This window comes from Kaistella rhinocerotis (assembly GCF_030243905.1).
In the GTDB taxonomy this organism is placed as follows: Bacteria; Bacteroidota; Bacteroidia; order Flavobacteriales; family Weeksellaceae; genus Kaistella; species Kaistella rhinocerotis.
Window position 1 is genome coordinate 101,886 of record NZ_JASSYY010000001.1, and the last position, 12,262, is coordinate 114,147.

11 protein-coding genes are annotated in these 12,262 nt (G+C 43.9%); 5 read left to right on the forward strand and 6 right to left on the reverse strand.

Features of this window, described 5'->3' with window-relative positions; translation table 11 throughout:
- Positions 1–128: 128 nt before the first annotated feature.
- The gene (locus QEP06_RS00470; RefSeq protein ID WP_251833616.1) at positions 129–1,730 is read right to left on the reverse strand and encodes a peptide chain release factor 3; all 1,602 of its coding nucleotides are present in this window, start codon (positions 1,728–1,730) and stop codon (positions 129–131) included.
- 174 nt (positions 1,731–1,904) lie between these two features.
- Here QEP06_RS00470 and QEP06_RS00475 point away from each other — a divergent pair, with 174 nt between their 5' ends.
- The 3 genes from QEP06_RS00475 (at position 1,905) to pheS (ending at position 4,449) form a co-directional block, all read left to right on the forward strand.
- Positions 1,905–2,738, forward strand: coding sequence for a CPBP family intramembrane glutamic endopeptidase (locus QEP06_RS00475; protein WP_285268609.1), 834 nt, complete (start codon positions 1,905–1,907; stop codon positions 2,736–2,738).
- Between the two features lie 29 nt (positions 2,739–2,767).
- Positions 2,768–3,340, forward strand: coding sequence for an RdgB/HAM1 family non-canonical purine NTP pyrophosphatase (gene rdgB / locus QEP06_RS00480; protein WP_285268610.1), 573 nt, complete (start codon positions 2,768–2,770; stop codon positions 3,338–3,340).
- A 98-nt stretch (positions 3,341–3,438) separates the two neighbouring features.
- Entirely contained in the window at positions 3,439–4,449 is a 1,011-nt protein-coding gene (gene pheS / locus QEP06_RS00485) for a phenylalanine--tRNA ligase subunit alpha (RefSeq protein WP_285268611.1), read from the forward strand.
- A gap of 177 nt (positions 4,450–4,626) precedes the next feature.
- Here the strand turns inward: pheS and QEP06_RS00490 are convergent, their stop codons facing one another.
- Both QEP06_RS00490 and QEP06_RS00495 read right to left on the reverse strand, forming a co-directional pair.
- Positions 4,627–7,047, reverse strand: a complete 2,421-nt coding sequence (locus tag QEP06_RS00490) for a DUF5916 domain-containing protein (RefSeq protein ID WP_285268612.1) — start codon at positions 7,045–7,047, stop codon at positions 4,627–4,629.
- 80 nt (positions 7,048–7,127) lie between these two features.
- Positions 7,128–7,895, reverse strand: a complete 768-nt coding sequence (locus QEP06_RS00495; protein ID WP_285268613.1) for a DUF3108 domain-containing protein — start codon at positions 7,893–7,895, stop codon at positions 7,128–7,130.
- A 133-nt stretch (positions 7,896–8,028) separates the two neighbouring features.
- On the opposite strand from QEP06_RS00495, the gene QEP06_RS00500 reads away from it, so the two are divergent.
- A complete protein-coding gene (locus QEP06_RS00500; protein ID WP_285268614.1) occupies positions 8,029–9,081 on the forward strand; it encodes an NAD(P)/FAD-dependent oxidoreductase in 1,053 nt (350 codons plus the stop codon).
- Between the two features lie 62 nt (positions 9,082–9,143).
- Positions 9,144–9,476 (forward strand): 2Fe-2S iron-sulfur cluster-binding protein, encoded by a 333-nt coding sequence (locus tag QEP06_RS00505; RefSeq protein ID WP_251833608.1) that lies wholly within the window; start codon positions 9,144–9,146, stop codon positions 9,474–9,476.
- A 93-nt stretch (positions 9,477–9,569) separates the two neighbouring features.
- On the opposite strand, the gene QEP06_RS00510 is transcribed toward QEP06_RS00505, so the two are convergent.
- The 3 genes from QEP06_RS00510 to QEP06_RS00520 form a co-directional block, all read right to left on the reverse strand.
- The gene (locus QEP06_RS00510) at positions 9,570–10,106 is read right to left on the reverse strand and encodes a DUF4256 domain-containing protein (RefSeq protein ID WP_251833607.1); all 537 of its coding nucleotides are present in this window, start codon (positions 10,104–10,106) and stop codon (positions 9,570–9,572) included.
- Positions 10,107–10,244: 138 nt separating this feature from the next.
- The gene (locus QEP06_RS00515) at positions 10,245–10,745 is read right to left on the reverse strand and encodes a VOC family protein (RefSeq protein ID WP_285268615.1); all 501 of its coding nucleotides are present in this window, start codon (positions 10,743–10,745) and stop codon (positions 10,245–10,247) included.
- Positions 10,746–10,778: 33 nt separating this feature from the next.
- A complete protein-coding gene (locus tag QEP06_RS00520; protein WP_285268616.1) occupies positions 10,779–12,221 on the reverse strand; it encodes an aminoacyl-histidine dipeptidase in 1,443 nt (480 codons plus the stop codon).
- Positions 12,222–12,262: the final 41 nt, after the last annotated feature.

Genomic DNA, 12,262 nt, shown 5'->3' on the forward strand with positions numbered 1-12,262 from the left:
TCAATAATTGCTTTAAAAGGTAATCCGTTGATTTAAAGTAGATTGTAAAATATTTTGCTACCAGCTTTACAAAAAAATCTTCAGACTGGCTGAAGATTTTGTTTTTAAATGTTTTCGGTGCCGAAAATTTACGATGTATGCGTGCGGAATTCGCTAATGAAATGCAGTTTCACATTCGGGAATTTTTCCTGCGTCATATGGATCGTAAACGACGAATCTGCGAGGAAAACACGCTGGCCATATTTGTCACGCGCCATAAATCTTTGTTTAAGCCGCGCAAATTCCTTGAATTCTTCAGACTTTTCATCTGCTTCAATCCAACACGCTTTATGTATCGAAAGTGGCTCATAAGTGCATTTCGCGCCATATTCGTGTTCCAGACGGTACTGGATCACCTCGTACTGTAGTGCGCCTACGGTACCGATGATTTTTCGGTTGTTCATTTCGAGGGTGAAAAGCTGTGCTACACCTTCGTCCATGAGTTGGTCTATACCTTTCGCAAGTTGTTTTGCCTTTAATGGATCATCGTTGTTGATGTATCGGAAATGCTCCGGCGAGAAGCTCGGAATTCCTTTGAAACTGATTTTTTCACCTGCGGTAAGCGTGTCACCAATCCGGAAGTTTCCGGTGTCGTGCAGCCCGACGATATCGCCCGGGAAACTTTCGTCTACCACTTCTTTTTTATCTGCGAAAAATGCATTTGGTGAGGAAAACTTCATTTTTTTGTTTTCACGGACCAAAAGGTAATTCTCGTTTCGCTTGAACGTACCCGATACAATCTTTACAAACGCAAGCCTGTCGCGGTGTTTCGGGTCCATATTGGCATGAATTTTAAATACGAAACCGGTGAAGTTTTTTTCCTCAGGCTTCACGAGTCGCGTTTCAGATTCTTTAGGCTGTGGTTGCGGCGCAATGTCGATGAAAGCGTCAAGAAGTTCGCGCACACCGAAATTATTTAAAGCCGAACCGAAAAATACCGGCTGCAGATTACCGTTCATGTAATCTTCGCGGTTGAATTCCGGATAGACAGATTCTACAAGTTCAAGCTCGTCACGCAGTGTGGCAGCAGCCTTTTCGCCAATTACTTCATCGATTTTCGAGTCATTGATGTCTTCAAACTTAATGGTTTCCCCAACTTTCTGTTTTTTTTCTTCGAGGAAAAGCTGGATGTTTTTCTCCCAGATATTATAGATTCCCTGAAAATCACTTCCCATACCGATGGGCAGAGAAAGCGGGCAAACCGTCAGGCCTAATTTCTGTTCAACTTCATCTAAAAGATCGAATGCGTCTTTACCTTCACGGTCAAGTTTATTGATGAAAACCAGCATCGGGATGTTTCGCATGCGGCAGACCTGAACGAGTTTTTCCGTCTGTTCCTCCACACCTTTTGCCACATCGATCACCACGATTACGGAATCTACCGCCGTTAGAGTTCGGTAAGTATCTTCGGCGAAATCTTTGTGTCCGGGTGTATCGAGGATGTTGATTTTGTGATCCCTGTATTCAAATGCCAAAACCGAAGTAGCCACCGAAATTCCACGCTGGCGCTCGATCTCCATAAAATCGGAGGTTGCGCCTTTCTTGATTTTATTCGATTTTACGGCACCTGCTTCCTGAATCGCCCCACCGAAAAGCAGCAACTTTTCAGTAAGTGTTGTTTTCCCGGCATCGGGGTGGGAAATGATTCCGAAGGTTTTACGCCTTTCTATTTCTTTGGTGAAGTCTGCCATATACAAATTTGAGAATGCAAAAATCGTCTTTTTTTACCGAACATGAAAACTGCCTGAAAAGGCCACGCAAAACTTCGCTTTTGTCATATTTAAATTATATTTGTGCGCATTTACAGGTCTGTTGAAACCTGTATTTATTTATTTTATTATTTCAATTTCACCTATTCAACGCTAATGACTGAACCAAAATACCAGCCGGAGCACACATTCAACTGGAAAGGCGCACTTGCACTGATTGTCGGCATGATCGCGGGAACATCAGTTGTTTCTTCCATAAATGTGATTTCGATCTTTGTTTTCAATACCAACTTTCAGTACTCGAACTTTTACCTGATGGTAGTGAACGCCGCGGGTTTTTTAGGTGCGATCTTCACCTATGATTTAGCCATTGCACGTCCGCAAACCGGGCAGAAACTCGGTTTCAATCTGTCTGTAACTGATCTAAGTACGCATCTCATCATTTTTCCCTTCATGTTCGGCATGATGCTCATTGCGGAATTCATTACCTCGCAAATTCCCATCAGCGGACCGTTTTTCGGACCTTTTTATGAATTTTTTCAAAATCTGATGGCGAATATGACCGCAGACAAGAAAACCCTGCTTGTAATGGCGGTAGTGATGGCGCCACTCTTTGAAGAAATTATTTTCCGCGGAATCATTCAGAAAGGATTAATCAATAAGGGTATGAAGCCTGCAGCGGCAATTCTGATCGCGTCGGTCGTTTTCGGAATCGTACACGGAAATCCCTGGCAGTTTGTGGGCGCGGTATTGCTTGGCGTAGTGCTTGGTTTGGTTTATCACAGAACAAAGTCGCTGCTGCTGCCGATTTTGCTCCATGCGTTTAACAACCTTTGTTCCGCACTTCTTATTTTTTACGGTGATACCGAAAGTCTTGCCGAAGTGTTCAAAGTTTCAGAGTTTAAGGTTTTAGCTTTGGGAATCGTGCTTTTCAGTGTATTCTATTATCTTTTTAGCCGAAAGTTTTCTGTTAAACATTCCGAAAAATAAGTTTGTGCATTAAAAATAACTGTCAGTTTATGTCTAAAGAAATCCTTATCGCCACGCATAACCAACACAAGAAAGAAGAAATCCAGCAGATTTTGGGTGAAGAGTTTAAAGTAACTTCACTTACAGATTACGACCTGCATGACGAAATCATCGAAGATGGTAATACTTTTCACGCAAATGCGCTGATCAAAGCAAAATATTGCTTCGAAAAAACCGGTAAAGCAAGTCTGGGTGACGATTCCGGACTGGTGATTGACGCGCTCGACGGCCGACCGGGTATTTATTCCGCACGGTACGCTGGTGATCACGATTTCGCAAAAAACATGGCAAAAGTACTTGCTGAGCTAAAAGATATAGAGAACCGCGACGCCTATTTTGTGACCGTGATGTGTCTTGTTGACAACGGAGTTGAGGAATACTTTGAAGGCCGCGTCTATGGAAAGATCATCCATGAGATTCGTGGTGAAAAAGGTTTTGGCTACGACCCGATTTTTATTCCGAATGATTATGCGATCACATTTGCAGAAATGCCCGCCGAAGAGAAAAACGCCATCAGTCACCGCAAAAAGGCATTATCCAAATTTTTGCAATACCTGCAATAAGAATTAAATAATTTGAGAAAACGCAGGGTCCGCGCAATTTTTACAAGGGCTCTTTCAGCATTAAATTGTATTTTTGCGCTTCGATATATTACGAAAAGATGTTACAGAGAATAGACGATTTATTGGCCGAGGTGCAGAACTTTCAGACTTCTGAAAAAGGGGAAATAGAACAGTTCCGCATTAAGTTCAGCGGTAAGAAAGGGATTTTGAATGATATTTTTGCGCAGTTCAAAGATGTTCCGAACGAGCAGAAAAAAGAATTTGGCCAAAAGATCAATACTTTGAAACAGGCCGTGGAAGCCAAACTGGAAAGCCTGAAGAACAACGGTACACAAAATCTGATCCTCGAGAAGGAAGATCTTACGCGACCGGGTTTCCCGTCCGAGCTCGGCACGCGGCATCCGATCAATATCGTGAAAAATAAGATCATTGATATTTTTAAATCTATTGGTTTTGCTGTAGCAGACGGCCCTGAAATAGAAGACGACTGGCACAATTTCACCGCGCTGAACCTTCCCGAATATCATCCGGCGCGCGATATGCAGGATACATTTTTCATTGAAACCAATCCGGATGTGCTGCTCAGAACGCACACGTCGTCTGTGCAGATCCGTTATATGGAAGAAAATCAGCCGCCGATGCGTATTCTTTCGCCCGGCCGCGTTTTCCGTAACGAAGCCATTTCGTCACGTTCGCACTGCATCTTCCACCAGATCGAAGGTTTGTATATCGATGAGAATGTGAGCTTTGCAGATTTAAAACAAACCATACAGTTTTTCACCACAGAACTTTTCGGTAAATCAAAAATCCGTCTCAGACCATCTTATTTCCCGTTCACAGAGCCAAGTGCTGAAGTAGATGTGTATTGGGGACTCAATTCTGAGACCGATTACCGCATCACCAAGGGAACCGGCTGGCTGGAGATCATGGGTTGTGGAATGGTGGATCCGGCTGTTTTGCAGAACGTAAATATCGATGCCGACAAATATTCCGGTTATGCTTTTGGGATGGGCATCGAGCGGATCGTGATGTTGCTTTATCAGATGAGCGACATCCGCATGTTCTTCGAGAACGACAAGCGAATGCTGGAGCAATTCAGATCACTTTAAAAATACAGAAAAGACCGTTTCAATAGCAGAAACGGTCTTTTTTATTTGGGCGCTTTTTCCGGCTTTCACTACTCGCTTTCCGGTTCCTGGCGTCACCGGAAGAGCTCAGACAGGCCGTTCAATCCGGAGCGCGGAAACCGCACTATCCTGGTTTTGTTTCAATCAACCGATTTTATATCAGCCTTTCTTAAGCCACGTCTTCGCCTGGTTATAATCAATGTAGTAGGTAAGTTTTAGTGACAAACTGTTGATCATGGGCTCATCAAAAAGTTTCTCGAAGTTTTTGCTGAAACCGATGCGCGATTCTTCCAGATAATTTCCCACGGCATTTCGGTACAGTAAAGTGAGTTGGCTACCCGGTGCAAACCACCATGAATAGCGCAAATCTACATTCCAGGAGTTGAAAGTTCCATCCCGGTTTTCATTGAACAGATCAGTCTCTGTCACATCTCCGTCTACGTTTAAAGTTTCAAATTTTCGGTAGTGAACTTCAGAGAAATAATGGCGGAAAGAAAGATTCAGCGCCATTTTATTGTTGAATGTGTACTGCGATGATATGCCGTTTTCGGCAGTGAATCTGTTGCGGCTTCCCATGAAAATGTGCTGTGCATTTTTACCGGCGAAACCGCGGTCGTTTTGCTGATAATTAAAATTCGCATTATAGTAAAGACGAAGTTTGTCCGAGAACTTGTAGCTTGGATTTAGCTGGTAAATAAGTTGATATCGGCCCTTTTCATCAAATGCATAATAATCGATGTAGGTATTGATGCGGAATTTTCTGCGGTTGTCTGTATTGATAAAAATCCAGGGATTAATCATGGCCGGCACGTGCATAAAACGGCCTGCAGTTCGCGGTTCGTAGATATCGTTTTCGCCAAAAGGCCAAATCATCAGCCCTCCGCCAAAATTGAAAAATTTTTTGGTCTGCATGTCGATGCTGTTGTGAATTACAAACTGCGTGAAAAGATCATCATCCAGACGGCGGTTGTGTGAGACGTTCAGGTTATAATTCAGCGAATTCAGGTTGCCGCGCGGCTGCAGATAACGGTAAGAGTAGTTCGTATTCAGGCTGTGAAAGTTAGTCCGGTCATAATAACCAAGGTCCCCGATGTCATAATCTTTCGTTCGTACGAAATAATTCGCGCCGAAACGGTGTACACCGGCAACTTTATTAAAACCTAAAGTGCTTTCGTTCCCGAATTTGTTTTCACCGTTCATCACTAAACTTCCTTTGGTAGCACCAAAATAGCGGTATTTATTTTTGCGGTTCCTGATGTCGAAAAGCAGCGCCGTAGCGTTCGCATCCCGAAAATCGCCGTCCCGGATCACATTGGTGTTCACAAGCGAAACGGATGAGTTGCCGCGGAACCTTTGGTCGAGAACGAATACGTTATAGTTTGCCCACGGTTCGGTGGTTTCATATCTTGTTTCACCGGTTGCTGTATTGTAGATTTTTGCTGATGTTTTTTCGGTAACCGCATTGAAAAACCCGATTCCGAGGCCTTCGTTTGTCCGGCCCGAAACTTTTATCGCGTTGAAAAGTTTTACTTTTTCCGGATTTTCGATGATTTCTTCGTCTTCATTCAGGGTCGTGCTTCCGCTCGGATATCCACCTATTCGCCTGGAGTAGAACAAATCACCTTTGCTGAAAAGCTCGGTCCCTTCTGTGAAGAATGAACGCTGTTCCTGAAACTGCACTTCGAACGGCGAAAGATTCAGCACCGAACGGTCAAATGACGTTTGCCCAAAATCCGGAATTAGCGTTAAATCGAGCGTGAAAGCATCGTTGATGCCATATTTTAAGTCCATTCCGCCGTTTACATTCGCCGTGGTTTTACCGTCGTAATTGTTCACATACGTGGAGAAATAGGGCAGGAATGAAAGTCTGGTCGGTGGATTGATGTTTTTTATGCCATTGAGAACACCGTCGTACAGCATGTAGCTTCCTTTTTTGTTGTCCACGAAATTCCAGTCATAAACGGAGCTTGTACGGTTTACAAGCCTCAGGATGTTGATGCCCCATTGCTGAACTTCGCTTTTCGGAAAACGCAATTCTGAGTAAGGAATCTTCATCTCCACCGTCCAGCCGGTGTCGGTGATCTTTACCGCTGAAAACCAAACTGCATTCCAGCTGAAATCTTCGCCAAAATCGGTTGTCAGCTTCGCATCAGCCTGAACCCCTGCGGCGGTTACCAGAAATTCAAGGCTTTGCTGATGATCATTATAACCGTTCAGCGTAACGCCAAAAATATCATCGTTTTCCAAATTGTCGCGTTCGGTGAGTTCACGTGCAATCTTATCGGGTTGATTATCGTACAGTGTAGCGCCAATGTAGATTCCGGTATCGTCGTAAAGGATTTTGACCACACTTTTAGTTGTCGCCGGTTCCGGCTGGCCATTATTTGGACGTCTTTCTACGAAATTGCTGGCTTCCGACGCTGTTTGCCAGCTCTCTTCATCCAAAATTCCGTCAATTTTTATTGAGGTACTTATTGGGGAAGCCTGAATTCTCTTACGCTGTATGCTGTCGCTGCCGTTCTGTGCCGCGTACATGGCCGAAACCAATGTGAATGCGAAACATTTAATTATAGTTTTCATGGAAATTTAGTTTGCTGTGTATAAGACAGCAAAGCGCCTCATTTTGTTACAATGAGGCGCTTATTAAAAAGGATTATTTTCTATTTCGCAAATTTCAGAGGATATTTTACGTTTTTGTAGGATTCCAGACTGGCTTTCAGCGAACCCACCGCCAGTTCGGCTTTGATGGCTATCGGTACATAATTCCGGTCGTTGCTCACCCAGAGTGTCACGCCTTCCTTATCCCGAAAGACCCGGCCACTCATCACCTGCGGAACGATTTTCAGACAGTTGATGGTACCGAATTTCGTCCTGATGTTTTCGGTTCCCACCACTTTCACCTGAAACGGGAAAAGTTCGTCATCAATCCATACATTAAGTTTTTTGACGCTTCCGACCTTTAATTCAGACTGTTCCAAGCTTCTTAAGTAGTAAAATGCTGACAGCATGTCCTGTACACCTTTCACCGATTTCATATTCCTCGAAGAATTTTTCTCCTTATCAGTAAGAATCAGCGTTTGGCTGTCATGATTAAAAACCGTCTGCAAGTGCTGTGTGTACCCGCCTTCCTGCACATTCCGCACGTAATAGCTGGGCAAACCTGTTCGGTAATTGATGTAACTTTCGTAGTTGTCTTCTACCTTAAAGAACGCTCGCACAGCCCCTGTGGTACGTCCGTAACCTTTTACATAAATATGTGGCTGGCCCCTGTAATTGGTTTTCTGGGCAGAAAGAGTTGCTGTACCTGCATTAAGTAAACCGTAATGTATTCTATAGTTTAAAACCTCGCCGGACTGAATATTATCTAATTTTTGGGAAAACCCGAGGGCAAAAAAAAGGATGCCCCACAAACTAAAAAAATTTCTCATGCACATAGATTTGCAAATAATTTGCCACAAATATAAAACATCGGCTGGTACGCCGTTTTGACGCACATGTCCATATTTGTCGCCCGGCTTTTTTCTATTATTTTTCTTAAATTTGCCGAACTAAATTTTAAATATGATATCTACTGATATATTGATTATAGGTGCCGGCCCGACCGGTCTTTTTGCAGTTTTCGAAGCGGGTTTGCTGAAGATGAAATGCCACATTATTGATGCACTGCCCCAGCCGGGCGGTCAGCTTACAGAACTTTACCCAAAGAAACCTATTTTCGATATTCCAGGTTTTCCCTCGATCAACGCAGGGGATTTGGTAGATAATCTGATGGAACAGATCAAGCAGTTTCAGCCTGGTTTTACTTTGGGTGAAACAGCACAGACACTTACAAAACTTGAAGACGGCACTTTTGAAGTAATAACGAACAAAGGTACTGTTCATCACGCAAAAGCAGTGGCTATCGCAGGCGGATTGGGTACTTTCGAACCAAGAAAACCTACGATTTCGAATATTGACCAGTACGAGGAAAAGGGTGTGGAATATTTCATTAAAGAACCCGAACATTTCCGCGGTAAAAAAGTGGTGATAGCAGGTGGTGGTGACTCTGCACTTGACTGGAGCATTTTTCTGGCTAACGTGGCTGATGAAGTGACTTTAATTCACCGCCGCAACGAATTCCGTGGCGCGCTGGATTCTGTAGAGAAAGTGCAGGCGTTAAAAAATGAAGGTAAAATAAACCTGATAACGCCCGCAGAAGTGGTTGGAATCAAAGGTGACGGTAAAGTTTCCGCGATTACGATTGAAAAAGAGGGCGAATCTTTCGATTATGAAACCGATTATTTTATTCCACTGTTCGGTCTAACACCGAAACTTGGTGACCTAGCCAACTGGGGCCTTGAAATAGAAAAGAATGCAATTGTTGTAAACAACGCGCTCGATTACCAAACAAATATTACGGGTGTGTACGCAATCGGCGACATCAATACCTATCCCGGAAAACTCAAACTGATCCTTTGCGGCTTCCACGAGGCGACGCTGATGTGCCAAAGCGTTTACAATATGCTGAATCCGGGTAAAAAATATGTACTTAAATATACCACTGTAAGCGGAGTGGACGGTTTCGACGGTAGCCGGAAAGAAGCGGAAAAAGCCGTGGTGAAGAAGATTGAGTAGAGCCAAGGAATCAGTGACTGAACTCAATCAATAATTCAAAATCAAAAAATTAAAATTTTTCGATGCAGGATATTAATATAAAAATTACAGACCGACACGGTGAAACGCACGACATAGCTGCACCCACAGACATGTCGATGAATCTGATGGAAGTTATCCGCTCTTATGAACTGGCGGATGAAGGCACTATCGGCGTTTGCGGCGGAATGGCCATGTGCGCGTCCTGTCAGGTTTACGTGATCGACGGCGCAGAAAAACTGGTGGAAATGGATGCTGAAGAAGACGCAATGCTGAGTGAAGCTTTCCATGTAGAACCTAATTCACGCCTGAGTTGCCAAATCCATATCACGGAGCAGATTGACGGATTGGAGGTTCAGATCGCGCCATATCCGTAGGGTTTGAGTGTTGAAGAGCGGGAGAGTTTGAGAGTTTGGAGTTATTGAATGTGAGTCTTTGAGTGTTTGAGTTCGGTCAATAGAGTTTAGAAATTAAACCCGCAATTTTCCGCGAAAGCCTCGTGCGGCGTAGTAAGAATCGGCACCGTTGTGATAGATAAATACGTTTCCATACCGGAAATCGCCGAAAATGGCGCCACCAAGATTGCGGATGTCTTCGGGCGTTTTTAGCCAGCTCGATGTCTTATTATCGAAGCGTCCAAGGGTTTGCAGGAAGCGGTAATCTGTTTCATCCAGCAATTCTATTCCGATTTCAGCCGCGGCATCCAAAACGTTATTTTTTGGTTTATTCTCCTTTCTTCTTTCAAGCGCAGCTCTGTCATAACACAAACTTCGGCGTCCGCCGGGACTTTCGGTAGAACAGTCAATGAAGATGAACTCACCAGAATTTTCATCGATTTTTACGACGTCGGGTTCACCACCTGAGGACTCCATCTTTAATAAAATTTCAATTTTCTCCGGATTTGACCTTAATTTCTCCTCAATTGCTTTCCAATCGAGTTCATTACGCCGTTCAGGATGCGTGTTGAAGCGGTTTTCCAGTACTTTAAGAAATTCATCGTGAGTCATTGCATTATTTTTTATTTAAATGTACTTGACTTATTTTCAAATATTTATTTAAAATTAATTAAAATTTTAATTTGAAAAAAGGTCAATAAAAAGCTGTTCCCTTTTGAGAAACAGCTTTTATAAATAATTCAAACAGCCCTAATCTTCAACGTCCAGTTCGCCGATGAGCGACCGTAAATCAAGTGGCCGCGTATACATGATGATACTACCGTCGGATTCATATTCCCACAAATCTTTCGGGCGGTCCCAATACAGTTCCACGCCGTTTCCATCGGGATCATTCAGATACAGTGCCTCCGAAACACCGTGGTCGCTGGCGCCGGTAAGCGGATATTCGGCCGCACGCAGACGCATGAAAATAGCCGCCAGATCCTTTCTTGTAGGGTACAGGATTGCGGTGTGGTACAAACCTACGCTATGCGGCGGGGCAGGTGGTTCATTTTTGCTTTGCCACGTGTTCAGACCAATATGATGGTGATATCCGCCGGCGGACAGAAACACTGCCTGGTCACCATAATACGTGGTCACTTCAAACCCGAGCAGATCACGGTAAAATGCAAGTGCACGTTGTAGATCTGCCACTTTCAGATGGATGTGGCCAATGCGCGTTTGCGCGGGAAGTGTATATCCGTTTGACATGATTTGTGTTTTTAAAATGACTTTAGAAACTTATTATTTTTTTGGGATCTCCTTTAAAATTTCTTTCAGGAATGCCCAGAATTTCTGTGCTGAAGGTATGTTCGCTCTTTCATCGGGCGAGTGCGCACCACGGATTGTCGGGCCGAAACTCACCATTTCCATTTCGGGATAGTTGGCGCCGATGATGCCACACTCAAGTCCTGCATGGCAAGCTACGACGTGCGGTTTTGCACCGAAATCCCGTTCGTAAAGTTTTTCCATCAGTTTTACGATGTCCGAACCCGGTCTTGGTTTCCAACCCGGATATGAACCGCTGAATTCCACTTCCATACCAGCCAGTTCGAAGACAGATTTAAGCTGTTCCGCTACTGCAAACTTCGTGGATTCTACAGAAGAGCGGGAAAGGTTCAGTATTCTTAAATTACCATCCTTAAGCTCAACACGTGCGATATTGTTCGATGATTCCACCAAATCCGCGACGTCCGGACTCATCCGGAAAACACCGTTATGTGCAGCTTTCAGCGCTAAAATGATCATTCGCGAATCATTTTCACTGATTGCTTTGTCAGTACTTGAATAAGTTTCGATATTAACGTGAAGGTCTTTTTCGACGGCCGCGAATTCTTCCAGAATTGCATTTTTCAGCGTAGTGGCGCCTTCGATGAACTCCGCTGAATTCCGGACAGAGAGAATTGCTACAGCTTCACGTGGAATCGCGTTGCGCAGACCGCCGCCGTCTATTTCGATCAGTTGGATATTCTGATTTTCAACTCCTGTGTAAAGCAAACGGCCCAAAATCACATTTGCATTTCCGAAACCCTTATGGATGTCCATGCCCGAATGTCCGCCCTGCAGGCCTTTAATCTCAATTCTTACAATCTGTCCTTTAGATTCGGTGAGGTCATAGGTTTGCGATGCCGTGACATCTACACCGCCGGCGCAGCCGATATCGATCTCGTCATCTTCTTCAGTATCCAGATTAAGTAAGATTTCGCCCTGGAGCTGACCGGGTTTCAGACCCATGGCGCCTGTCATGCCGGTTTCTTCGTCGATCGTGAACAATGCTTCCAGGTCAGGGTGTGCAATGTCATTACTTTCGAGAATACTCATGATGGCCGCCACACCCAGGCCATTGTCTGCACCCAGCGTGGTTCCTTTTGCTTTCAGCCAGTCACCATCCACTTCCATTTCTATTCCCTGGCTCTCAAAATCGAATTGTATATCCGAATTTTTTTGGTGAACCATGTCGAGGTGAGATTGCAGGATCACTGCTTTCCGATTTTCCATACCCGCAGTTGCAGGTTTTTTGATGATCACATTTCCTACATCGTCAACCATGGTTTCTAGTCCCAGGTTTTCACCAAAATTCTTTATAAATTCTATTACTTTTTCTTCTTTTTTTGAAGGTCTCGGAACCGCATTCAATGCTGCAAAGTTTTTCCAGACGATTTTAGGTTCTATTTGAGAGATATCCATATTGGTTTTTATTTAAATCAAATTTACAATTATTAAAAGGC

Excerpts from the sequence above, each read along its gene's own strand:
- QEP06_RS00510 (WP_251833607.1), bottom strand. The coding sequence starts at position 10,106 with ATGACTCACGATGAATTTCTTAAAGTACTGGAAAACCGCTTCAACACG.
- QEP06_RS00515 (WP_285268615.1), bottom strand. The coding sequence starts at position 10,745 with ATGTCAAACGGATATACACTTCCCGCGCAAACGCGCATTGGCCACATC.
- QEP06_RS00505 (WP_251833608.1), top strand. The coding sequence starts at position 9,144 with ATGCAGGATATTAATATAAAAATTACAGACCGACACGGTGAAACGCAC.
- QEP06_RS00490 (WP_285268612.1), bottom strand. The coding sequence starts at position 7,047 with ATGAAAACTATAATTAAATGTTTCGCATTCACATTGGTTTCGGCCATG.
- rdgB (WP_285268610.1), top strand. The coding sequence starts at position 2,768 with ATGTCTAAAGAAATCCTTATCGCCACGCATAACCAACACAAGAAAGAA.
- pheS (WP_285268611.1), top strand. The coding sequence starts at position 3,439 with ATGTTACAGAGAATAGACGATTTATTGGCCGAGGTGCAGAACTTTCAG.
- QEP06_RS00500 (WP_285268614.1), top strand. The coding sequence starts at position 8,029 with ATGATATCTACTGATATATTGATTATAGGTGCCGGCCCGACCGGTCTT.
- QEP06_RS00495 (WP_285268613.1), bottom strand. The coding sequence starts at position 7,895 with ATGAGAAATTTTTTTAGTTTGTGGGGCATCCTTTTTTTTGCCCTCGGG.
- QEP06_RS00520 (WP_285268616.1), bottom strand. The coding sequence starts at position 12,221 with ATGGATATCTCTCAAATAGAACCTAAAATCGTCTGGAAAAACTTTGCA.
- QEP06_RS00470 (WP_251833616.1), bottom strand. The coding sequence starts at position 1,730 with ATGGCAGACTTCACCAAAGAAATAGAAAGGCGTAAAACCTTCGGAATC.
- QEP06_RS00475 (WP_285268609.1), top strand. The coding sequence starts at position 1,905 with ATGACTGAACCAAAATACCAGCCGGAGCACACATTCAACTGGAAAGGC.